20 protein-coding genes and 1 pseudogene are annotated in these 23,355 nt (G+C 65.9%); 17 read left to right on the forward strand and 4 right to left on the reverse strand.

Annotated elements, in window-relative coordinates:
• The first annotated feature begins 90 nt into the window (after positions 1 to 90).
• Positions 91 to 1,254 (forward strand): radical SAM family heme chaperone HemW, encoded by a 1,164-nt coding sequence (gene hemW / locus QF819_04250; protein MDP6802372.1) that lies wholly within the window; start codon positions 91 to 93, stop codon positions 1,252 to 1,254.
• Here hemW and QF819_04255 read toward each other — a convergent pair.
• Positions 1,238 to 2,359 (reverse strand): FlgD immunoglobulin-like domain containing protein, encoded by a 1,122-nt coding sequence (locus tag QF819_04255; GenBank protein MDP6802373.1) that lies wholly within the window; start codon positions 2,357 to 2,359, stop codon positions 1,238 to 1,240. The two genes, hemW and QF819_04255, sit on opposite strands and share 17 nt — an antisense overlap.
• A gap of 264 nt (positions 2,360 to 2,623) precedes the next feature.
• Here QF819_04255 and QF819_04260 point away from each other — a divergent pair, with 264 nt between their 5' ends.
• From QF819_04260 to QF819_04270, 3 genes are read left to right on the forward strand one after another with little or no spacing between them, the layout of a single operon-like run.
• A complete protein-coding gene (locus tag QF819_04260; GenBank protein MDP6802374.1) occupies positions 2,624 to 3,268 on the forward strand; it encodes a DUF47 family protein in 645 nt (214 codons plus the stop codon).
• A complete protein-coding gene (locus QF819_04265) occupies positions 3,268 to 4,311 on the forward strand; it encodes an anion permease (protein ID MDP6802375.1) in 1,044 nt (347 codons plus the stop codon). Before QF819_04260 ends, QF819_04265 begins: the two co-directional genes overlap by 1 nt.
• 26 nt (positions 4,312 to 4,337) lie before the next feature.
• Entirely contained in the window at positions 4,338 to 5,786 is a 1,449-nt protein-coding gene (locus tag QF819_04270) for an HAD-IG family 5'-nucleotidase (GenBank protein MDP6802376.1), read from the forward strand.
• A 13-nt stretch (positions 5,787 to 5,799) separates the two neighbouring features.
• Here the strand turns inward: QF819_04270 and QF819_04275 are convergent, their stop codons facing one another.
• Complete coding sequence (locus QF819_04275) at positions 5,800 to 7,272, reverse strand: glycosyltransferase family 39 protein (protein MDP6802377.1); 1,473 nt, start codon at positions 7,270 to 7,272, stop codon at positions 5,800 to 5,802.
• Positions 7,273 to 7,301: 29 nt separating this feature from the next.
• Complete coding sequence (locus QF819_04280) at positions 7,302 to 8,750, reverse strand: nitronate monooxygenase (protein MDP6802378.1); 1,449 nt, start codon at positions 8,748 to 8,750, stop codon at positions 7,302 to 7,304.
• A gap of 197 nt (positions 8,751 to 8,947) precedes the next feature.
• Between QF819_04280 and QF819_04285 the strand changes: the two are divergent.
• The 7 genes and pseudogenes from QF819_04285 (at position 8,948) to QF819_04315 (ending at position 13,868) form a co-directional block, all read left to right on the forward strand.
• Positions 8,948 to 9,258, forward strand: a pseudogene (locus tag QF819_04285) (efflux RND transporter permease subunit).
• 81 nt (positions 9,259 to 9,339) lie between these two features.
• On the forward strand, positions 9,340 to 10,377 hold the full coding sequence (gene hrcA, locus QF819_04290) for a heat-inducible transcriptional repressor HrcA (protein ID MDP6802379.1): 1,038 nt from the start codon (positions 9,340 to 9,342) through the stop codon (positions 10,375 to 10,377).
• 28 nt (positions 10,378 to 10,405) lie between these two features.
• Positions 10,406 to 11,110 (forward strand): nucleotide exchange factor GrpE, encoded by a 705-nt coding sequence (locus QF819_04295; protein ID MDP6802380.1) that lies wholly within the window; start codon positions 10,406 to 10,408, stop codon positions 11,108 to 11,110.
• Positions 11,107 to 12,264: a molecular chaperone DnaJ gene (gene dnaJ, locus QF819_04300; protein MDP6802381.1), complete on the forward strand. Its 1,158-nt coding sequence runs from the start codon at positions 11,107 to 11,109 to the stop codon at positions 12,262 to 12,264. Before QF819_04295 ends, dnaJ begins: the two co-directional genes overlap by 4 nt.
• Positions 12,265 to 12,307: 43 nt before the next feature.
• Entirely contained in the window at positions 12,308 to 12,766 is a 459-nt protein-coding gene (locus QF819_04305) for a hypothetical protein (protein MDP6802382.1), read from the forward strand.
• Between the two features lie 5 nt (positions 12,767 to 12,771).
• A complete protein-coding gene (locus QF819_04310; GenBank protein MDP6802383.1) occupies positions 12,772 to 13,524 on the forward strand; it encodes an RsmE family RNA methyltransferase in 753 nt (250 codons plus the stop codon).
• Positions 13,525 to 13,526: 2 nt separating this feature from the next.
• Positions 13,527 to 13,868, forward strand: a complete 342-nt coding sequence (locus QF819_04315) for a histidine triad nucleotide-binding protein (protein MDP6802384.1) — start codon at positions 13,527 to 13,529, stop codon at positions 13,866 to 13,868.
• Here QF819_04315 and QF819_04320 read toward each other — a convergent pair.
• Positions 13,865 to 14,362 (reverse strand): Rrf2 family transcriptional regulator, encoded by a 498-nt coding sequence (locus QF819_04320; GenBank protein ID MDP6802385.1) that lies wholly within the window; start codon positions 14,360 to 14,362, stop codon positions 13,865 to 13,867. The two genes, QF819_04315 and QF819_04320, sit on opposite strands and share 4 nt — an antisense overlap.
• Before the next feature lie 216 nt (positions 14,363 to 14,578).
• Between QF819_04320 and QF819_04325 the strand changes: the two genes are divergently transcribed.
• The 6 genes from QF819_04325 (at position 14,579) to rpoD (ending at position 23,346) form a co-directional block, all read left to right on the forward strand.
• A complete protein-coding gene (locus tag QF819_04325) occupies positions 14,579 to 16,534 on the forward strand; it encodes an oligopeptide transporter, OPT family (protein MDP6802386.1) in 1,956 nt (651 codons plus the stop codon).
• Between the two features lies 1 nt (position 16,535).
• Positions 16,536 to 16,781 (forward strand): hypothetical protein, encoded by a 246-nt coding sequence (locus tag QF819_04330; GenBank protein ID MDP6802387.1) that lies wholly within the window; start codon positions 16,536 to 16,538, stop codon positions 16,779 to 16,781.
• Between the two features lie 48 nt (positions 16,782 to 16,829).
• Positions 16,830 to 17,138, forward strand: coding sequence for a hypothetical protein (locus QF819_04335; protein ID MDP6802388.1), 309 nt, complete (start codon positions 16,830 to 16,832; stop codon positions 17,136 to 17,138).
• A gap of 176 nt (positions 17,139 to 17,314) precedes the next feature.
• Positions 17,315 to 19,690, forward strand: a complete 2,376-nt coding sequence (locus QF819_04340) for an endonuclease MutS2 (GenBank protein MDP6802389.1) — start codon at positions 17,315 to 17,317, stop codon at positions 19,688 to 19,690.
• A gap of 4 nt (positions 19,691 to 19,694) precedes the next feature.
• Positions 19,695 to 21,479: a DNA primase gene (gene dnaG, locus QF819_04345; GenBank protein ID MDP6802390.1), complete on the forward strand. Its 1,785-nt coding sequence runs from the start codon at positions 19,695 to 19,697 to the stop codon at positions 21,477 to 21,479.
• A 121-nt stretch (positions 21,480 to 21,600) separates the two neighbouring features.
• Positions 21,601 to 23,346 carry an RNA polymerase sigma factor RpoD gene (gene rpoD / locus QF819_04350; protein MDP6802391.1) on the forward strand — a complete coding sequence of 582 codons (1,746 nt, stop codon included), beginning with the start codon at positions 21,601 to 21,603 and terminating at the stop codon, positions 23,344 to 23,346.
• Positions 23,347 to 23,355: the final 9 nt, after the last annotated feature.

Consider the following 23,355-nt stretch of genomic DNA (forward strand, 5'->3'; position numbering starts at 1 on the left):
CGTCGATCGCTGCCCCTGCGTGTGCTCAGGCGGACAGCGTGTACTCTTCGAACGGCGGAAGCTGAACGAATCCTGTCGCGGGAGAGGCTCTTGAGCATCGGACTCTACATTCATGTTCCGTTCTGTCGCTCGAAGTGCCCGTATTGCGCGTTCTACTTCGTCGTGGGCCGCGCCGAGCTGCGCGGACGGTATGTGGATGCGCTGGTTGCGGAGATCGGGCGTGCGGCGGACCGCGTGCCGTTCGCGGGGAGGACTCTCTCGTCCGTGTACTTCGGGGGAGGGACGCCCGCCGTGCTGGAACCGGCGGAAGTGGCGCGTGTCGTCCGTGCGGCGGCCGCGGCGTTTGGCCTGGAACCGGATGCAGAGGTGAGCCTCGAGGCGAACCCCGACCGCCTGGACGCGTCGCGGATCGCGGGGTTCCGCGAAGCCGGGGTGAATCGCCTGACGCTGGGGTTTCAGGCCACCCGTCCCCTTCGGCTTCGTGCGCTGGGGCGGACGCACTCCCCCGGGGACAGCCTTCGCGCATACGAAGCGGCGCGTGCCGCAGGGTTCGAGAATATCGCAATCGACCTCATCTTCGGGACGCCGGGGCAGGATGCCGCGTCGTGGGCGGCCGAAGTGGAGGAGGTGGCCGCGCTCGCCCCGGAGCATGTCAGCGTGTATGAGCTGACACCGGAGGAAGGAACCCGGCTCGCTCGTCACTTGCGAGAAGAGCGCGTGCGTCTTCCGGATTCAGATACACGAGCGGACATGTTCGACGACGCGGGCGAAGTCCTCGGCCGGTACGGACTGGAGCGCTACGAAATCTCGAACTTCGCTCGGGCTCACCGCGAGTGCAGACACAACGCCGATGCGTGGCGCGGTCTGGACGCGATCGGCGTGGGCGCCAGTGCCGCGTCCCACGCGGGGAACGCGCGCTGGACGAATGTCGCGGATCTCGATGCGTACATTGCGCGAATCGAATCGGGAGAGGACGCGACCGCGGAACGGGAGATTCTGGACGAGGGGACCTGGGCTGCCGAGGATCTCTACCTGGGCCTTCGACTCATGGAGGGGATCGACGCCACCGCACGACTGGCCCGTCTCCCGGAGCCTGCGCGCGAGCGAATCACCGCCGTGCTGGAAACCGCCCGGGCCGCCGGGTTGCTTGCGACGGGGGGCGGGCGCTTTCGCCTGACTCAACGCGGACTTCTGCTGGCGGACTCGGTGTTTGAGGACTTGCTGACGGATGTGCGCCCTACGGCAGGACGATGATGCGTCGCGCCGAGGTGGTCCCGTCCGCACGAAGCCGACAGAAGTAAACGCCCGCGCCCACGGGTCGCCCCGCGTCGTTCCGGCCGTCCCACCGGCTTCGGTGCCGACCGCCGGGAAGTGTGCCGTCCTCCAGCGTTCTGACCATTCGACCGGACGCGGAGTGGATGCCCAGCACGACTTCTGACGCGCGCGGGAGGTCGTAGCGGATCCATGAACCCCCTCGGGTCGGGTTGGGGGTGCACCCGCGAATCCCGGCCGCCGGACTCGGCGCGGCTTCGTTTCCGATCGCCGCCCCGACGGAAGGGGAGCACGGGTCCACCGGATAGCCTCCGTACTGCCACACTTCACCGGCGTCTTCCGCGATAAAGAGGGTTGTCGTCGAATCCCCGGACTCACCGATCAGCGCGACGCCCTCCTGATTGTCTCCCGCGAGATCGTACTCACGCAGGAAGGTGCCGTCGGCGAGGGTCTCCACGATGACATCGTGGCTGTCGTGGATGGCGTAGAGGACGCCGGTGCAGGCGTCGTAGTGCATTCCCGAAAGGTCGTCCCGCCCGTCGTGAGACGCTCGCGTTCCCAGGTGCTGAACGCTCCCGCCCGCCTGCAGGTCGAAGATGAAGAGGTCCCCGTTGTCCTGGAGACCCGCGTAGAAGAGGCCGTCCACAAAGGTCAGGGCTTCCAGCCCCTGGTTGCCCGGCCCCTGAAGCCAGGGCGTCAGATCCCATGCGTTCCCGGTGGGCGCCCCGGTTGCCAAATCGAACTCCACGACTCCGTCCGGGTTTTCGACGCCGACAAAGACGATGGACCCCGCAGGATCCGCAAGCGTCACGGCCTCCAGGTCCCCGCCCAGATCCCACGACACCAGTCCTCCGGCCGGATTCAGTTCGCAGACGATGCCGCCGTCATCCACCACGATCAGGCGATTGCGTCCGGCGTGCCAGACCGCGCCGCTGGGCTCGAATCCGCCCGGGAGTCCTCCCGGTTCGCCCATGCGCCCGATCTCGACGCCCGAATCCGCGGGCCAGTCGGTGGCCCCGCCGGGTGCCGCCGAGGCCGCCTGGAGGAGAACCGCCGTGATGAGTAGTCGATGTGCGGCGCGTTGCATGAGGTCTGAATACTCCCGGTTCATGGAAGGAGATGTGGAGTGTTGACCTGCCCCCACACATCGTACCATTCCTTGAGCTTCATCCGGCAAGCCTGACTGGCATAGGCTCGACGCCCTCGGGTGCCCTCCCTCGTGGAGCCCCCCCGAAAAGATCTCTTATCATACAGTCACCGGAACAGTATTGTGGTCCGTCATCGGGGGACATTGCCGTCGCCCGCCCATTCAGAAACGGGTCGGCTGTGTTTCAGTCGAGGAGTGAAAGCCATGTCGATTCTCTTCAAGCAGACCAGGGAACTGGCCGCGCAGATGGACGACTTTCTGGATGCGGTCAGCGAGGGCGCCCTGGTCTTCCAGCAGGGCGTGGCGGACTATCTTTCGGGAGACATGGAGCGGTTCGAGACGCGCTATCAGGCCATCGGCGTGCTGGAAAACCGCGCCGATGATCTGCGCAGGTCCATCGAGGGGCACCTCTATCGTCACTCGTTGATACCAGAGTCCCGGGGAGATGTGCTGGGGCTTCTGGAAACGATGGATGACATCCTCAATATCGCCAAGAACACGCTGAGTCTGTTCCTTGTGGAACGGCCGGAGATGATCCCCGGTCTGACCAGGGAGTGGACGGACCTCGCGGAGGCGGCGAAGCACACGGCGGAAGCGGTGGTGCTGGCCGCACGAAAGTTCTTCCGGGACCCCCACGGAGTGAACGACCACCTGCACAAGGCCTACTTCCACGAGAAGGAAGGCGACCGGCTCGCCATGGATCTCAAACGGAAGATCTTCGTGGCGGATGTCGATCTGGCGCACAAGATCCACCTGCGCTACTTCGCGCTGAACATCGATCAGGTGTCCGATGCGGCTGAAGATGTGGCCGACCGACTCTCCATCTACGCCATCAAGAGAACCGTCTAGTGCTGCTGTTTTTTCTCTCCAGCGGGCTCTTTCTCGGCTGGTCTCTGGGGGCGAATGACGCGGCGAATGTGTTCGGCACGGCCGTGGGCACGCGCATGGTCCGGTTCACGACGGCCGCGTTCATCTGCAGCGCATTCCTGATCGTCGGTGCGGTGGTCGGTGGCGCGGGGGCATCCCATACGCTGGGGAAACTGGGGGCCGTCAATGCGCTGGGCGGCGCGTTCATGGTCGCGCTGTCGGCGGGCTTCACCGTCTTCGCGATGACTCGCCTCTCACTGCCGGTCTCCACCTCGCAGGCCATTGTGGGCGCGATCATCGGGTGGAACTTCTTCTCGGGATCCCCGACGGATACGGGCGCACTCACGCGGATCGTGACGACCTGGGTGGCGTGTCCCCTGCTGGCGGCCCTGTTCGCCATGCTCTTCCATACCGTGTTCAAGACGCTCTTCCAGCGTTTCCCGATCCATATGCTCTGGGAAGACATGGTCGTCCGGTGGGGGCTGATCGGGGCAGGCGCGTTCGGGTCGTACAGTCTCGGCGCAAACAACATCGCCAATGTCATGGGGGTCTTCGTGCCGGTGGCGCCGTTCGAGGATCTCACTCTGTGGGGCGTCTTCACGCTGACCGGTACGCAGCAACTCTTCCTCATCGGCGGGGTGGCCATCTCGGTCGGAGTGTTCACTTACTCGCGGCGCGTGATGGAGACCGTGGGCGGCAGCCTGCTGAAGCTGACGCCGCAGATGGCGCTGATCGTCGTGCTGTCCCAGGCGGTTGTGCTCTATCTCTTCTCCAGCGAAGGACTGTCGGCGTGGCTGATCAGCCATGGGCTTCCGGCGATCCCGCTGGTGCCGGTGTCCAGTTCGCAGGCGGTCATTGGCGCGGTACTCGGGCTGGGGATTCTGCAGGGCGGACGCGGGATTCGGTACGGCGTACTGGGAGAGATCGCAGCCGGATGGGTGACCACGCCGGTGATCGCGGGGGTGGTCTCGTACATTGCGCTCTTCTTCCTGCAGAATGTGTTCGCGATTCAGGTCATGCAGTAAAGTCCCGCACAGAAGCGGAGGGTTGCATGGATCGCCGGAAACAACGCAAGGCCCCCCGTCCGTCTCCTCCTCCTCCGGAGCGCGGAGTCTTCGTCAATCGTACGCTGAACCTGCGCGCCGTTCGGGCTGTCGGTTACGACATGGACTACACGCTCATTCACTACCATTCGGAAGAGTGGGAGCGGCAGGCTCACGCCTATACGCGGGAGAAGCTTCTGGCGAAGGGGTGGCCGGTCGGAGAACTGGAGTTCAATCCGGAATCCGTGACCCGCGGTCTCACCATCGATCTCGAACTCGGCAATCTTGTGAAGGCGAACCGGTTCGGCTATGTCATCCGGGCCGCGCACGGAACGAAGTTCCTCGACTTCGACGAGCAACGCCGCACCTACTCCCGCGTCCCGGTGGATCTGTCCGGCTCGCGCTTCAGCTTTCTCAACACGCTGTTCTCGCTGTCGGAAGCGTGTATTTTCGGCCAGCTTGTGGAGTTGCTGGATGCCGGGCGCCTTCCTCAAGCCATGGGATACGACGATCTCCACGGTATCGTCCGCGCCGCTCTCGACGAGGCCCACCTGGAAGGGAAGATGAAGGCCGGGATCATTGCGGACCCGGAGCGATATGTCGCGCTCGACGAAGACCTTCCGCTCGCGCTTCTCGATCAGCGCCATGCGGGCAAGAAACTCCTGCTCATCACCAACTCCGAGTGGGATTACACTCGTTCGATGATGTCGTGGGCGTTCGACCGCTTCCTTCCGAACGGCACGACCTGGCGCGACCTCTTCGACATGGTCATCGTCTGCGCGCGAAAGCCGGAGTTCTTTACCGGACGAAACCCATTGTATGAGGTGGTCGATGAAGATCGCAGCCTTCTTGCGACGGATGTGCGTACGCTGAACGAGCACGCGGTATTCTTCGGGGGGAACGCGCCGCTGGTCGAGGAGCACCTGGGCCTGGACGGAGACGAGATCCTCTATGTCGGGGACCATCTCTTCAGCGATGTCCATGTGTCGAAGGCGGTGCTGCGGTGGCGAACGGCGCTGATACTCAGAGAGCTGGAGAAAGAAGTCGGGGAACTTCACGAGTTCGGCCCATCGCAGGAGAAGCTGACCGCCATGATGGCGGAAAAGGAGAAGGCCGAAACCGAGTTCTACGGGCTTCGGCTGGCGGCGCAGCGCGGGAAGAGGAAGTACGGTCCGCCCGGGGCCGCACGGTCCTCCGTGGAGCGCAGGCTCGCGGAGTTGCGCGGGCGAATCGCGGAACTGGATGAGCAGATCGCGCCGTTGGCGGTGGCGTCGGGGAAGATCGGCGGGTCCAGCTGGGGGCCGCTTCTGCGCGCGGGCAACGACAAGAGCCTCTTCGCCAGGCAGGTGGAGCGCTACGCGGATGTCTACACGAGCCGCGCGTCCAACTTCCTGTTCCAGACGCCGTTCGGATTCCTGCGGGCCCCGCGCGGGAGCTTGCCGCACGACCCTCTCTGAGAGCGAGCCATTCTCACGGGCCACGCACACGCCTTTCGCGCAGGAGGAGCATCCCGGCGGCCGCGGACGCCACGCAGAGAAGACCGAACGCGAACATCGCCACCCGGGAAACTCCGACCAGCGGAAACCAGACCCACCAGAAGTCGGGCATTCTCCTGGTGACGCGGGGGGATCCCTGGAGGATCGGCGCATAGGGGGCTCCGTCGCGCGAAGGCTCATAGGCGATCATCCTCTCGCGCAGGCTTCGGAAGAAGGTCCACGCAAGCCGCGATTCCACATAGACCTGCGACCGAGACGGGGCGAAGTGGATGTCGTCGGCGGTCTCTGTCGCGCCGGTTTGCCTCACCCACTGGTTGTACCAGATGTAGTAGGTCTCGTAGTTGAGAGAGACCCCCACAAGTTGCACCGCAATTGACAGCGAGACGAGAGGAAGGAGCAGGCTGCGACGGATTCGTCCCGGCTCCAGGAGGGGCAGCGTCGCCAGCGCGAGTACCGGTACGACAGGCAGAAGGTGGCGTGGCCCCCATGTCCAGTCGCCGCTCCAGACGGTCACAAAGCTTAGGAAGGCGAGATACGCCCCCGCGATCAGCGGGATGACCGGAGCAAAGCGAGGAGCGGCCCTTCGGAAACCGCGGAAACCGGAGAACGCGAGCACGAGCGCCGGATTGTAGACGAAGAAACTCCGGCCGGGGCTGGCCACCAGTCCGAAAAACGCCCGGGCTTGCGGCGCAAAGTACCGAAACTCCGTCCGATCGTATCCCACCGAAAGAGCGTCCCCCCATCGAAGGGCGTTGTATCCGAGAACGACCGCCACTGCGGGTGCGGCTGCGAGTGCGAATGCCCCAGCGCGGCCCCTGCCGTGTGGCCCCGTCGCGATGAGCCACGCAAGGGCGGGGAGGAAGAGTACAGCGGTGGGCCGGACGAGCAGTGCGGCGCCGAATGCCAGCCCTGCCAGCACGGCACTTCGTCGGCCTTCTCTCAGCGCGAAGAAGAGCGCGGCGACTCCGGCGGCGGACTCAAGGGGCGCCTCGAAAGTGAACTTCGCATGGGGCCACGCCAGCGTGGCCACGCCGTAAAGGAGGGCGACGCGAACTCCCGCTCTTTCGGAGAACCCAAGGCGGCCCGCCAGCAAGACGAGCATCGCCGCGGTCAGCGCCGTCGCAAGGAGGTTGATGATGGGGATGAGCGTGGCGTCGTGCTCTCCGCCAAGTGCCACAAACGGCACCATCAGAAGCGACTGTCCGATTCCGTATACCGCAAAGTGTCGGCCGCCTTGCCCGGGGAAGGAGCCGACGATGCCGAAAGGAGTCTGCATACGCATCGGCTCGACTGCCGGGGTGCCTTCACGGACCAGGCTGCGCGCGACCTCCAGCCGGACTCCGGTGTCGATGGTGTCGATTCGGAACGAAGCCGTGGCCAGGTAGATTCCGGCTAGAACGAGGAACACCCCGAGAGCGCTTCGGCCGAAATGGGATGCAGGCTGCATCGCTCACCACGCTCCGCCGCGGGTTCGGGTCAGCCGAGGTCCGGCGTCCTGACCGGCTTCAGGAGTGACTCGATTACTTCTTTGGCGCGGTAGGATTCCGCACCCGGCGGGAGGAAGCGCGCAACCGTGGCGACATCGTCTCCGGAGGTGACGAACGGCATCTCCCGGCCGCCATCCGCCCGCAACTGCGCAAGGCCGATGTTCGCGAAGAGCGCATTGCAGAGACACACGCGACCGTGCGTGTCTGCCGCATCGCCGCCTTTTTGCACATAGTCCTCCACCGGTTCCGCAGGGCATCGCCACCCCACGGATCCCCCCGGTGTCTTGTACGCATGGCGCAGGTATCCGAGATCGCATACGCGCGTCCGGTTTTCGTACGCGACTCCGTCCGAAAGCGTGTCTTCCATCTGCATGACTTTGAAGGGGAAGCCCGTGGGGGAGGCGACCGGGTCCGTGAAGACCTTCGCCTGCCCGGCCCTGCTGGCCGAAAGGACGCGCGCCTTCAGTTCCGGGTCCAGATCCGACTCCTCCGCGTATGCGAAGGCGGTCCCCACCTGAACTCCGGCGGCGCCTGCCTGACGCGCCTCTGCCACGCTCTCCGGGTCTGCCCAGGATCCGGCGAGCCAGAACGGCAACCCCAGCGCACCGATGGCCTGAAGATCCGGGACATCGCGCCGGCCATAGACTGGCGCACCCTCCTCGCACAACTGCATTCGCCCTCGGGGCGGGGCGTTGTGTCCGCCCGCGGTCGGTCCTTCCACCACGAACCCGTCGATGCGCCCGGTGGACTTCTTCGCCAGCATCGACGCAAGAGTGGCGGAAGAGACAATGGGGACGAACTTCGGTCGTTCGATCGGCGCCACCGTTCCTTCGGAGAACTCCTGCGGGTCGAATCGGGTGAAGAAGTCTTCGTCCCGTGCTGCACCTCGAACATCCATCTTGAGCTCGACGGGTTGCCCGTCCGCGAGAAGGTCGATCACGCCGGGGATGGTCTTGGGAATGCCCGCGCCCATGAGGATCCACGCCGCACCCGCAAGCATGGCTCCGTAGAGTGACGGCAGCGTCGGGAGCTGGACCTTCTCCAGGTAGTTGATCCCCACCGGGCCCCGATGGCCTTCCCGGGCCAGAAAGATCTCCACGAAGTTGCTGGTGACCAGTAGCTCGGCGAGATGCCTGCCGGGCCGCATGGCTGGCATGGGCTTGGAACCGAAGGGTCTTTTCTTCTGCAGCCCTTCCGGCACGAAGTGACGGTCGAGGATTCGCTGGGCGACGTCCGGAATCGGGAAGTGCCCCAGCGCCCGGCGAATGTGACCGCCGGGATCGCCGACCTGAAGCCGCCGCGTCATCACCAGATCCAGGCAGGTCCCGGACACGACACCGAGCTGCCCCGCTTTGGATACCGCGCGGGCCAGGCGCCAGCCTGAAACGCCGACCCCCATTCCGCCTTGAATAATCGTCGGCAGCGACATGCGAGGCATGCATTCTCCCGGGTAGCGAGAGTGGACCGGAAAGAGGGATTGCGCAGAGGACGAAGACCCGCCTCCGACCTCGCGCGGAGGCTATCACGGACCGGAAAGGGGCGCCACAAGTCCCCGGATCAAGCGGGGGGAACGGGAAGCCGCTCGATGTGTAGTGCCGGCTTGCGATCGGAACCGCCACTCTCGAACTCTCCGTGATTGCACTGGAGAACGGCATGGTTCTCGTGACCTCCATGAACCAGCTGCGTGCCGAAGGAGTGCCGGTGGATCGGGCCTCCGTTGAAGGCGCGTGTCTGCGGCTTCGGCCCGTGCTCATGACCGCACCACCGCTCTCGGCCTCATCCCGTTGCTCCTGGCGACGGGCACGGGGAGCGAGGTTCAGCGACCGCTGGCCACGGTGGTCGTGGGGGGGCTGGCGACCTCGACCGTGCTGACGCTGCTGGTGATTCCGGCGCTCTATCGGTGGTTTGTGGCGCATCCACAGGGACCGGAGACTTCCGCCCCTTGACCTCGGGGGCGGAAGCCCCTATCTTCTCTCGGCTGGCACTCCTACCCTTGGGAGTGCCAGACCGCATGGGGGAGAGGCTTGATGGCCGCTGGAAAGCTCAATCCAAGGCAGAGGATCGTCCTTGCGACGATTGTGCGTGGGCACATTGAGTCGGCCCAGCCGGTGGGTTCGCGCTGGGTGGCCCGGCGCTGCGGGCTGGGGCTGTCGCCCGCATCGATCCGCAACTGCATGATGGATCTGGAGGAAATGGAGCTTCTCACGCACCTCCACACTTCCGGCGGACGGCTTCCGACGCACGCGGGGTACCGCGTCTTCGTGGATGAACTCATGGGGCGAGGAACGCTTCCCGGCGCCACGCGGAGACGGGTGGAGGACTCGCTTCGGGAGGGCCGCGCGGGGAGTCTGGAAACGCTGCTCGATCAGGCGTGTACGCTTCTCGGGCAGATCTCGGAGCAACTGTCGGTGGTCCTGTCCCCACGGTATGACAAGAGCCGCGTGGATCGCATTGAACTGAACCAGGTGGACGAGCGGCGCCTCCTGGTGGTATTCCGCATGGCCTCCGGGCTGGAGCGCACCGTCGTTGCGGGAATGCCGGACGACATCGGCGAAGACGATATGCGTCAGACGCTTCAGATCATGAACGGCGTCGCCAGGGGCCGGACGCTGGCGGACCTTGTTGCCCTTCGCGATGACGAAGAGGTGCGCGTCATGCTTCGCGGGTTGCGCGTGGCGTCCTCGGTGTATGCCGGGGCGCGGGAACTGGAGAACGACGAATCCAACGAGCACTTCCACATGTGGGGTGCGTCGAACATGCTGTCGCAGCCGGAGTTTGAGGATCCGTCGAGGCTGCGCGGAGTCTTCCGCGCGCTGGAACAGAGGCAGACGCTCTACGGGCTCTTTGAACCGACGCGGCACCGGCGGAGCGTCTCGATCACGATCGGCGAGGAGAACGAAGTGGAGGAACTCCGGGATTGCAGTGTCGTCTCGGTGAGCTATCGGTTTGGTGAGTTCGGCGGGTCGGTCGGTGTGATCGGACCGGCTCGGATGCCGTACGAGTTCGTGGTGTCCATCGTGGATCATGTGGCGCAGACCGTCGGGCGGATCCTGGTGCCGCAGTAGCCGGATTGCCGGCGGGAAAGAGGAAGAGTTGGCGAAGAAGAATGCGGACACTGCACCCGGCGCGAAGGAAGAGCCCGCCGCGGTGGAGACCCCCGCGAAGAGCGACTCCGCGGAGAATCTCGCGGACGCTCCGGACAGAGAGGATGAGACCCCGGCCGGGGAGGCGCCCCCCGAGACTCCGGAGGAAGCCGTCGCGCGGTTGGAGGCGGAACTTGCCGAGGCACGCGATCGCTCCCTTCGGACGCTCGCGGAGTTCGACAACTTCCGAAAGCGGACGGAGCGCGATCGCATCGCGATTCGGGAGCGGGCTGTTGCGGAGGTGCTCTGTGAGCTGCTCGACATATCGGACAATCTGGAGCGCGCGCTGGACCAGCCGAAAGAGGGAGTGCCCGCCGCCTTTCTGGAAGGGATGGAACTCATCGCGCGGGGAGTTCGGGATATTCTCGACCGACGCGGGGTGGAACGAATCGTGACCGGGGGAGCACCCTTCGACCCGCGCGTCCACGAGGCTCTCGCCCAGCAGCCGTCCTCCGATTGTGAACCCAACACGGTGCTCTCCGAAGTCCAGCCGGGGTATCGCGCGGGCGAGCGAGTTCTTCGGCCCGCCAAGGTGATCGTGGCGCGCGCAAGCACCGAGGCGGACGCGCCGACGGACGGGGCGGCGGACGAGGCGGCAGACGGGGCGGCAGACGCGCCGGCGGACGCGGCGGCAGACGGGGCGGCAGACGAATGAGCCCGACGAAACGCGACTATTACGAAGTACTCGGAGTCGAACGCGGTGCCTCGGTCGAGGAGATCAAGAAGGCGTATCGGAAGAAGGCGCTCGAACATCATCCGGACCGGAATCCGGGTGACGCCGGTGCGGAGGAGAAGTTCAAGGAGGCCACCGAGGCGTACGAGGTTCTTCACGATCCCGAGAAGAGGCAGCGGTACGACCAGTTCGGGCACGCCAGTGTTTCCGGCCAGCCGGGCGGCGGCGGATTCGGCGGACAGGGCTTTGATCTGTCCGACGCACTTCGCGCCTTCATGCGTGACTTCGGCGGGTTTGAGGATGGGTCCGGCGGGGGGTTTGGGGATGTGTTCGGCAGGGGTAGTGGACCCGGCCGAGGACGGAATCTCCAGGTGCGGATTGTGCTTTCGCTGGAAGATGTCGTGGAGGGCGTGTCGCGCAAGATCCGTTTGAAGCGCATGGGTTCCTGCTCCGACTGCAATGGGTCCGGCGGGAGAGCCGGTGCCGGCCCCACCGCCTGCGGACAGTGCGGCGGGAGTGGCCAGATTCGTCGCGTTCAGCGCTCACTCCTCGGGCAGTTCGTGCAGGTGGCTCCGTGCGGCGCGTGCCGCGGAACCGGTCGCGCCGTCGGAGATCCGTGCCCGGCGTGTCGGGGTGAGGGGCGCCGCGAAGTTCGGGAGACGATCTCCGTGGAGATTCCTGCCGGAGTCGCCGAGGGGAACTACATCCCCATCCCCGGCAAGGGGAACGCCGGGCGGCATGGCGGGCCGGCGGGCGATCTCATCGTGGTGATTGAAGAGAAGCCGCACGAACTCTTCGAGCGGCACGGCGACGATGTCGTCTGCGATGTTCCCGTCTCTTTCCCGATGGCGGTTCGCGGAGGGCATGTGGAAGTGCCTACGCTGCGCGGAGTGGCCAGTCTCACGATTCCGGCGGGAACACAGTCGCATCAGGTCTTCCGGCTTCGAGGACAGGGCCTCCCGCACCTGCACTCTTCGCGGAAGGGAGACCAGCATGTGCGCGTTCGCGTCTGGACCCCGAAGAAACTCTCCCGTGAGGAGAAGCTCATCCTCGACAAGCTCGGGGAGATCATGAACGAAAAGACACCCGCCCCCTGTGGAGGACTCTTCGATCGGATTCGTGACACCTATTGCTGATCCGGCTACGCTACGCTTCGACACTTCACATGGGAGGAACAGAATGAACACTCGAATCTCTCGCCGCGTCACGGTAGCGGCGGCTCTTCTTGTCACGATGATGTTCGTGACCTTCTCTCCCGCGCAGGCGGGGATCACCGAGGTTCGCGAGGGCGACGCCAACCCCATGGTCTCCGTCTTCAAGTCCACCGCGTATGGCGGGCTGGCCGGGTGGCTTCTCGGGGCTGCCATCGAGCTCATCAGCGAGGACATTCACTCCGACTCCGCGCGATGGGGCTTCATCGGCGGGACGATGTTCGGGTTCGGATACGGCGTTTACCACATCATGCACCGGCCGGAACCGGTGGCCCTCCTCGATCTGGAGGATGGACACTGGGCGGTGGCGGTGCCGACCGTGGAACTGGCGGTCGTGCGGCCGGATTCCGGTACGCCGCTGGCACCTTTCGCGCGTGACGAATCCGTGCGGGAGCTTCGCGTTCCCCTCGTCGGGTTCGCGTTCTAGCCTGCGTGGACCGCGTCTTCGTTCCCGCGTCGGCCATCGACGGCGATCGGGCCTTGCTGGAAGGCGAGGCCCGTCGTCACGCGGGGGGTGCGCTTCGTCTTCGCGCGGGGGATCGCTTCCTGGCGACGGACGGGGCGGGGCGTGAGTTTCTTCTGGAGACCGAAGACGCCGGGCGGCATCGCCTTTGCGCGCGCGTGGTGGAAACGCGCACGCCTGTCCCCGGGCCGGGCGCCCTCCTGACGCTGGCGATCTCCCCTCCGAAGGGAAGTCGCATGGACACCGCAGTCGAAAAGGCGGTCGAGTGCGGTGTGGGCCGTGTGATCCCCATCGAGTGCGAACGGTCGGTGGTGCGCGCGCGTGACGATTCCGCCCGCGCGCGGCGGTGGCAGCGGATCGCGCGCTCCGCCACGGTTCAGTCCGGCGGCGTGACGGTCCCCGAAGTGGATCGGTTTCGTTCGTTCGCAGCGGCCCTCGCGGATCTCTCGACCGCCGGGGTGGTTCTTCTGGCGCACGCTGCCGGGGGGGCGGTTCCCGTGGCCGAGGCGCTGGGTCCGGGGGATGCGGCCGTCGGGGTCGGCATTTTCGTCGGGCCGGAGGGCGGGTTCTCTCCCGGTGAAGTGGAAGTTGCTGTAGAGCGGGGGGCGACGCTCGTCACGCTGGGAGACACGCGCCTTCGGACGGAGACTGCGGGAATCGTCGCGGTGGCGCTTGCGGTGGCGGCGCTGGCCCGCGGCGGCCCCCATCACAGGGAGGGTTGAGCATGGCCGAGTGCATCTTCTGCGAAATCGCCGCGGGGAACATCCCCTCCACGAAGCTCCACGAGGATGACCAGTGCGTGGCGTTTAAGGACATCGCTCCCGCCGCGCCGACGCATCTGCTGGTCATCCCCAGAGAGCACCTCGCCAGCCTGGACGACGCCGATGAAGAGCACGGGGCGCTCCTGGCGCGGATGCTTCTGGTTGCGAAAAGGCTCGCGGGGGAGCGCGGGCTGGACGAGGGGTACCGGGTCGTGATCAATCGCGGCGTCCACGGCGGGCAGACGGTGGATCACCTGCACATCCATGTGCTGGGCGGCCGCCCGATGACCTGGCCTCCGGGCTAGTCCTCCGACGGCGGTTCCGGGACTCCCGGCTGGACGGACGCGGGCCGATCCCCGCCCTCCTCTGTGGGGGGCAGGTTGCGCTTCATTTCCATGGTGTCCGCCATGTCGGAAAGCGCGAGTTCCTCCACATTCCCGAGGAAGGTCTCCCGGAAGCGTTTCCAGATGTCGTGCATAGGGCAGTGGGCGTCGTCGCGGCATTCATCCAGCCCCACGACGCACCGGTTCCGGATGTTGTCGATCCCGTCGATGGCATCCACGATTTCGACCACCCGCACTTCGTGGGGAGGCTTCGTCAGCAGGAACCCCCCTCCGGGACCTCTGAGCGCCCGCACCATACCCTTGTAGGTCAGTTGATTGAGGATCTTCGCAAGGAAGTGTCGGGGAATGCCCTCCGTCTCCGCGATGTCCTTCACCTGGACCGGGGCATCCTTCCCGTAGAGGGCCAGATGGGTCAGCGCCCGCAGCGCGTATTCACACGATGTGGAGAAGAACATGGGTACCTCACTGGAGGGGTTGCCGGGGAAGGGCGATTCGATCCGAAGACACTAGTGCCCGGGGGAAGCGGTCGTCAAGGGTCCTTGACCGGGGGCGGTTACGGGGATCTCGCGGTGGGCGGAGCGGAAAATCCGGGCTGGCCCGCCTGTCATCGCCCGGGATAGAGTCCCCCGCGAACGGTTTTCCCCGATGCCTCACCCATCAGGAGGACACAGATGCCCGAATCCCCCGCGCCCGAGAGCCGCACGCAGATGACTCTGCCGCCGGAGGCCTACGAGGAACTGCCGGAGGGAGCGTCCTTTCCTTCGGTCGTCCCGGCTTCGCAGTCGCCCCGGGAGTTCACCGCCAAGGCGGCACTCATCGGTATTCTCGTGGGGATTGTCTTCGGGACCGCGAACGCCTATCTGGGCCTGAAGGTGGGGCTGACGGTTTCGGCCAGCATCCCGGCCGCAGTGATTGGCGTCGCCGTGTTTGGTGTGCTCCGCCGGGGGACGATCCTGGAGACGAACATCGTCCAGACGATCGGCTCCGCCGGGGAGTCGCTGGCGGCGGGGGTGATCTTCACGCTGCCGGTGCTCTTTCTGTGGGGCCTGGCGCCCGGCTTCTGGCCGATCTTCCCGCTGGCGCTCCTGGGGGGGCTCCTGGGTGTTCTCTTCATGATCCCGCTGCGTCGGTATCTCATTGTGCGGGAGCACGGGCGGCTCACCTACCCGGAGGGGACGGCGTGCGCGGAGGTTCTGGTCGCGTCGCAGGCGGGCGGTTCGCAGGCGCGGCAGCTCTTCGCCGGAATGGGGGTCGGAGCGCTCTACATGGCCGCGACCAAGTTCCTTCGCCTGTGGCCGGAGGAGCCGGATGTTCAGATCCACGGCTCCGGGTACCGTACCTCCTTCGGCGGCAGCCTCTCCCCTGAACTGCTTGGCGTGGGGTTCATCATCGGGCCGAGGATCGCGGCGGTGATGCTGGCGGGCGGGGTGGTCGGGTGGGGAGTGCTGATCCCTCTCATCTACCTGTTTGGCGATAGCGTGAACGCGCCGGTCGCTCCCGAGACCACGGCCCTCATCCGCGACATGGGCCCCTTCGAGATCTGGAGCCGGTATCTGCGCTACATCGGCGCGGGCGGGGTGGCGTTCGGGGGTCTCTTTACGCTGGTGAAGTCCTCGCCGGTCATCGTTCGCAGCTTCCGGATGGCGGTCCAGAACCTCCGGTCCAGGGGATCGGGCGAGGTTCATGTCCCGCGCACGGAACGGGATCTTCCCATCACCTGGGTCGCGGCGGCCGCCGGTGCGATGGCGCTTCTGGCCGCGTTCCTCCCGCTGAAGGTACTGGGCGGGCATATCGGAATCGTGGCGGGCGTCTGCGTCGTGGTTTTCGGCTTCTTCTTCGTGACCGTCTCCTCGCGCATTGTCGGTCTGCTGGGATCTTCGTCGAACCCCATTTCCGGCATGACGATCGCCACCGTTTTGGTCTGTGCGCTGCTCTTCGGCGGGACCGCGATCGGACTCGACGCGAAGATCACCGTGCTGACGATCGGCTCCCTGGTGTGCATTGCCGCGGCGATCGCGGGCGACACCTCGCAGGATCTGAAGACGGGACATCTCGTCGGGGCGACCCCCCGGAAGCAGCAGATCGGCGAAGTCATCGGCGTCGTGACCGCCGCGCTGGCGATGTCCACCGTGCTGACGCTCTTCCGCGACGGGATTGTCTCGGGCGCGTTCAAGGCTCCCCAGGCGAACCTGATCCGGCTCGTGATCGACGGCGTGCTGGAGGGGAGTCTCCCGTGGGGACTCGTCTTCACCGGGATGTTCCTGGCGTTCTGCGTGGAGATCATGGGGCTGCCGACACTGGCCTTCGCCGTCGGGCTCTATCTTCCTGTGCATCTTGCGGTTCCGATCATCGCGGGGGGGCTCATCCGGCTGGTCGTGGAAAAGCGTTTCTCCGGGGAGGACCGTGCGGAGCGGCGCGAGCGGGGCGTCCTGTACTCATCGGGACTGATTGCCGGAGGTGCGCTGGTGGGCGTGCTGGCTGCGGGCTTCGCATTCAAGGAGTTCGTGCCTTTCCCGGGGCTGCATGAGCCAGCGCCCCATGTCTGGCACTGGGCGACGGCGGCGTTCCTCGGCATGGCCGCGACGCTTGCCGTGCCCGTGCTGCGGTCATCCAGGAAGGGGGGCTGAGATGCCCTGGATCGCCCAGGTGGAGGATGACGAAGCGGCCGGTCTTCTGAAGAAGGAGTTCGACGACGCACGGCGCCGTTCCGGGCGCGTCTGGAACATCGTCCGGATCATGAGCGCGAACCCCCGCGTGCTCTCCGCCAGCATTCGCCACTACGCGGCGATCATGCTCGGCTCGTCGCCGCTCTCGCGCGTCCGAAGGGAGATGCTCGCCACGGTGGTCGCGAGCGAAGTGGGCTGCCGGTACTGAACCCGCGCCCATGCACACGACCTCCGGGCAGAGGTCGCGAAGGAGGGAGTGGCGGAAGGCGAGGCGGAGCGACTTGCGCACGCGGTAGCGCGCGACTGGCGCGCGGCACCGCTTTCGGAGGCCGACCGGGCGCTGTGCGCTCATGCGGCGAAGCTCACGCACCACATGGCGGCGACGGGGCCCGAAGACCTTGACGCGCTGCGAGATGCCGGGTTCGACGATGTCGCCATCCACGACGCCACCCAGGTGATCGCGTACTTTCACTACATCACCCGGATCGCGGAGTCGCTGGGTGTGGAGCCGGAGAGCGAGATCCCCGCCTACGGAGAAACCACCGACACGCGTGACTCTCCGTGACCACGATGGCGCGGGGGGCTTGACAAGCGGCTCTTTGCGCCATACCTTTGTCAAGCTCGCGGGTTTCGGGCGGATCGAAACCCCCCAAGCCATTGACCCATAGCAAGTTACCTGACACGCCCGGACCGCCCGTCCTCGGACCGGCAGCCCGGGTTGTCGTGTCTTCCCCGGGGACCATGAACGCTCATACGCTGCGCATACTGGAGTTTGACCGGATTCGTGCCCTCCTTGCGGGCATGGCCCTGTCCGACGGGGGGCGCCGTCTCGCGGGCGCGCTGACTCCTTCCCCGGACCCGGGGGAGGTTGCAGAGCGTCTGGTGTGCGTCACAGAGGTCCTGCGCCTCATGGCGGACTCGGGGCTTCCGCTGCAGGGGCTGGAGGACATCGAGTCCGTTCTGGAGAGAATCCGCCCGGACGGCGCTGTGCTCACGGGAGAGGAAGCCGCGCGGGTCGGGAAGAATCTCCATGTCGCGCGCCGAGTGGCCCGCGTTCTGCATGAACGCCGGGAGGACACCCCGCGCCTGGCGGATCGCGCGGCCCGCCTTTCGCCGCAGGGGCCGCTGCGCGAGGAGATCGACCGATGCGTGGATTCCTCCGGAGAGGTCCTGGACGGGGCCAGCCCGGCGCTTCGCAAGCTTCGCCGGGAGCAGGAGGTGGTGCGGCAGCGGTTGCTCTCGCGACTGGGGGGGATCGTGCGGTCTCTCACGGGAGCGGGAGATGAACCCGTGGTCACGCTGCGCAGCGGGCGCTTTGTCCTCAGCGTTCGGAGGGATCGCTCGGGAAAACTGAACGGGGTCATCCACGGCCAGTCGGGCAGCGGGGCTTCAATCTATCTGGAGCCCTCGGCGGCGGTGGAAATGAACAACGAGCTGGCGGCTCTGCGCGGCTCGGAAGCCCGGGAGGTTCGCCGGATTCTCACCGAGATCACCGTGCGGGTCCGGGCGGTTCTCCCGGAACTGAAGGAGAACGAGAGCTGCCTCTGTGCTCTGGATCTCATCCACGCGTCGGGTCGCTTCTCGCGGGAGCTGGAATGCGTCCCCGCGCTGCCGTCTGAGGATGGCGCCCTGGAGGTCGTCCGGGGGGCGCACCCGCTGCTCCTTCTGGCGCTCCGGGAGACAGACGGGGTGGTCGTGCCGTTGGATTTCGCACTGGGAGGCGGGCACGCCCCGACGCTGGTGATCACCGGGCCCAACACCGGCGGGAAGACCGTTGCGCTGAAGACCGTGGGCCTGTTTGCGCTCATGAACCAGTCCGGGCTTCCACTTCCTGCCGCCGAAGGGACGAGGTTTCCGGTTTTCCGGCGGATTCATGCGGACATCGGGGACGAGCAGTCGATCGAGCGCAGCCTGTCGACATTCTCCTCACACATGGCGCATGTGAACCAGGTTCTGTCGGAGGCGGACGGAGACACGCTGGTGCTGCTGGACGAAATCGGTGTCGGCACGGACCCGGAAGAAGGCGCGGCCCTCGCGAAGGCGGTTCTCACGCACCTGACGGAGTGCGGCGCACGGACGGTGGTGACCACCCACTATGGATCGCTGAAGGCGTTCGCGCACGAGGCGGCGGGGATGGAGAACGCATCGCTGGAGTTCGATCGGGAGAGCCTGACGCCCACTTATCACTTCCTGCAGGGAGTTCCCGGGTCTTCGGAGGCGCTGTCTGTCGCCCAAAGGCTCGGCTTTCCGGAACCGCTGGTGGATGCGGCACGCCGGATGCTCGGCGAAGAGAAGGAGGCGGTGGAGGGGCTGCTGCAGGATCTCAGGGATCGGCGGGCGGAACTGGCCCACGCACAGGCGGATCTCGACGCGGAGAAGCAACGCGCGGTCATCGCCCGGGAGAAAGCGGAGGAGCGGCTTCGGGGGCTTGGGCAGGAGCGTCGGAAACTGGAGCGGGACGCGCTGGACAAGGCTCGCCGTCTGGTGGAGCAGGCAAAAGCGGAACTGGGCGAAATCCTCGGGGCGGCCCGGACCGACGCCGCGTCGGAGAAGGCTGCCGGACGCGCTCGCACGCGACTGGGGGAGATGGAAGGAGACCTGGAGCGGCGGCTCTCCCGGCAAGTGGAAGCCGGTCGGGCACCGGAACGCCCGGCGCGCGCAGAGGAGATCACGGAGGGAACGCCGGTGCTCATTTCCCGTGTGGGGTGGAAGGGGACCGCACTGGGCGCACCCGGTTCGTCGGGAAAGGTGGATGTGGCGGTGGGGTCTCTTCGCGTGGAAGTCCCGCTGGCGGATCTGGAGCTGCGGGCGCGGACTCGCGCGGAGAAGCGGCAGTCGGTGCCCGTCGTGCGCCGGGAGGATTCGGACAGTGTCTCGGAGATCGACCTTCGGGGAAAGACGGTGGACGAGGCCGTGGGAGAAGTGGATCGCGTCCTCGACGGACTGGTCGTCTCGGGCGGGTCGTGGGTGAGGATCATCCACGGGAAAGGGACGGGCGCACTGCGCTCCGCCATCACGGCGGAACTGGAGCAGGACGCTCGCGTGAAGAGCTTTCGCACGGGAGAACCGGCGGAAGGCGGAACCGGCGTTACCATCGCCGTACTGAACGGGGGTTAGCATCGTGCCGACCGTGCCGGACCATGTCATCGCAGAGATCCGCGACCGCGTGGATCTTGTCGAGTTCGTGGGCCAGTATGTGGACCTCAAGCGTTCCGGGCGGGCGTTTGTCGGGCTGTGCCCGTTCCACTCGGAGAAGACGCCTTCGTTCCATGTGAACCCGGATCGGGGCATCTATCACTGCTTCGGATGCAATGTCACCGGAGACCTGTTCCAGTTCTACATGGAAGAGGAGTCGTCGTCTTTCCCGGAAGCGCTTCGCGAGATGGCCCGCCGCGCGGGGGTGGATCTCTCCCGCTACGAGGGGAGACCGGGCAAGCCGGGAGAGCGCGACGCCATGTTCCGGGCACACGAGGTCGCCGCGACGCTCTTCCGGAAGGTGCTCGCATCTCGCGAGGGCGCACCGGCGCGTGCGGAACTTGAGCGACGGGCGCTGCCCGAGGAAGTCCTCGCGAAGTACCGCGTGGGGGCGTCGTCGGATTCGTGGGATTGCCTCCTGAAGGCGGCGGCGCGTGAAGGGCTGTCCGGGGATCTTCTGGCGAAGGCCGGGCTGGCGATCGCCCGGGACGGGAAATCCGGCCACTACGACCGATTCCGCGACCGGCTCATGTTCCCCATCGAAGCGCCCGGCGGGAAGATCATCGGCTTCGGCGGGCGGGTTCTTGGCGAGGGGGAGCCGAAGTACCTCAACACCCCGGAGACCCCGCTCTTCCAGAAGCGGCGCACGCTTTACGGGCTTCCGCAGGCCGCACGCTCCATCCGGGAGTCGCGGGAAGCGGTGCTCGTGGAGGGGTACACGGATGTTCTCGCGCTGGCGGCGGTCGGTGTCGAGAATGCGGTGGCGTCTCTGGGCACGGCGTTCACGGCGGAGCATGCGAAGGTGCTGGCGCGAAACGCGGAGCGCGTGACGGTGGTGTTCGACGGAGACGAGGCCGGTCGCCGTGCCGCACACGCGGGCACAGGGCCGCTTCTGGCCGAAGGGCTGGAGGTCCGCATGGCGGAGATGCCCCCGGGCGAAGACCCGGACAGCATGGTTCGCCAGAGCGGAGTCGGGGAGTTCCGGCGTTGCCTGGAGGAGGCACCCGGTGCGGTGGAAGCGCTTCTGGGCCAGGACGCCTTTGCGGAGGGTGCTGCCCGGGATCGTGCGGTGCGTCGCGTGCTGGACGCGCTCGACGGCATTGAAGACCGTCTTCGCCGCCGCGTGTACCTGCAGGATCTGTCCCGCCGGACGGGGATTCCCGTAGGCCTTCTGGAGTCGCGGCCACGGGATCGCGCCGCCGAGAAGCGTCGGTCGCGAGAGGCTGCCGAGGCCGCTCCTGTTCGTCGGGAGACTCCGGACGCGCCGCCCTCCCGGCCTTCCCAGCCGGAACGCGCACTGCTCGGGATCATGCTTCACGATGTGAGTCTTGCGGAGTCGCTTCTGGAACGACTTGCGCCATCGGACTTTGAAGACGACCTCGTTCGTCATGTGGTGGAAGAGGCCGGGGAGATCGCCGCGGGCGGGAGGGAACCCTCCGTGGAGAATCTCCTGGACGCCTTGCGGGAGAGCAAGGCCGCAGCGGAGCTTGTGGGGCGGCTGTCCGTGTCTCCGGAGTACGCCGTGGAAACAAAGCAACAGGCGGAAGATTGCGTGCGCGTTCTGGAACGGCGCTCGCTGAAGAGAGAAGCCTCGGGGCTTCTGGATGAAGTGCGCCGCGCAGAGGCTTGCGGGCAGGAAGAGGAGGTCCGCGAAATCATGGGCCGACACGCGGAAGTGAAACGGAGGATTGCAGCGCTGGAGAAGAGGTAGTGGGGGACCTGGCCGCTTCAGCCGACCGGCTTCGCCGGCGACTGAGCAGCGAGACCGTCAGTGGAGGAGAAGACCGAAGACCCGAACACGAAGTCGAAACCTACCCGGAGGATATCGGTTGATGGCAACGAAGAAGAAGCGTCAGGCAAAGACCCTGGAGACACTGAAGTCGCTGGGGGGCAAGCAGGGGTTCGTCACATACGACCAGGTCAACGAAAGCCTGGCTGACGACGCATCCCTGGAGGACATGGACGACATCTACCAGTCGCTCAACAAGCTGAAGCTCTATGTGGCGGACACCGTGCAGGAAGGGCGGGAGCGCGTCGCCCGGAAGAAGGGTCGCAAGAAGGCGGCGGATACGGTGCTCCCCGCGTCGGCCGTCCGATTCGACGACCCGGTTCGTATGTACCTGCGTGAGATGGGCCGTGTTCCGCTTCTGGATCGTGCGGGAGAGGTGGAGATTGCGAAGCGTATCGAGAAGGGCCAGATCATGGTGCTTCAGACCGTGTTCCGAAGCGCGAGTTCCATCAAGGAACTTCAGGCGACCTCCGCCAAGGTCACGCGCGAGAAGATGAAACTGGAGGACTTCGTCCGAGTGGACGCAGGGTCTTTCGGGGCGGCGGCGATTCCTGGAGAGAAGGAACGCAAGGCGGCGGCCCAGTGTGTGAGGAAGATCGGTCGGGTTCACAACGAACTGAGGAAACTGGCGGAGTCTCCGCCTCGCGCATCCTGGACGGAGAAGGAACGGCAAAGATACGACAAGCGCCGCGCGACGCTTCGCGATCGGATGAACCTGGAACTTCTCGCGCTGCGCCTCAACCCGTTCCAGGCGGAGCGGTTCGCCGAGCGCATGAAGGGGTTGGAGGCACGCGTGCGGGAGTCGGAGGAGGAGATCCGGCGCGTGGAGGACGCCGTTGGAATCACGGCGGAGGAGATCAATCTTCTGCTGAAGGCGAACGGGGGAAAGAAGTCGCCGTCGAAGAAGAAGGCGCGGTTGTCGATCGAGGACCTGGACGAATACGCCCGGCAGATCCGCAACGAGAGACGCAAGATCAAACGCGTGGAGCAGGAGGCCATGTGCAAGGCGTCGGACCTTCACGAACTGCGAGATTCCATCCGGGCCGGCGAGCGCATGACCGATCAGGCGAAGAAGGAAATGATCGAAGCGAATGTGCGCCTCGTGATTTCGATCGCCAAGCGATACACGAACCGCGGTCTGGAGTTCCTGGATCTTATTCAGGAGGGGAACTCGGGACTCATGCGCGCGGTCGACAAGTTTGACTACAAGCGCGGCTACAAGTTCTCTACCTATGCCACATGGTGGATCCGCCAGGCGATCACGCGTGCGATTGCGGATCAGGCGCGGACGATCCGTGTTCCCGTTCACATGATCGAAGCCATCAACAAGGTGGTGCGTGCCAGCCGTCGGTTGGTGCAGGAGTACGGCCGGGAACCGCTGCCGGAAGAGGTGGCGAAGAAACTCGATATGCCGGTGGAGAAGGTGAAGTCGGTGTTGAAGGCGGCACAGGAGCCGATCTCGCTGGACCGTCCCATCGGTGAAGACGAGGATTCCAACCTCGGAGACTTCATCGAGGATACCGCGGCCATCAATCCTGCGCACTCGGCTGCGTTTGCGATGCTTCAGGAGCAGATGTCGAATGTGCTGTCGACGCTGACACATCGGGAAGAGAAAGTCGTGCGGCTGCGTTTCGGGCTGGGTGACGGGTGTCCCCGAACGCTGGAGGAGGTCGGCGCCATCTTCAATGTGACACGAGAGCGTGTGAGGCAGATCGAGTCGAAGGCGCTGCGGAAGTTGCGTCATCCGTCCCGGGCGCGGAAGCTCCAGGGCTATATCGAAATGCCATGAGGAGGACGC

This window comes from Gemmatimonadota bacterium, from assembly GCA_030747075.1.
In the GTDB taxonomy this organism is placed as follows: domain Bacteria; phylum ARS69; class ARS69; order ARS69; family ARS69; genus ARS69.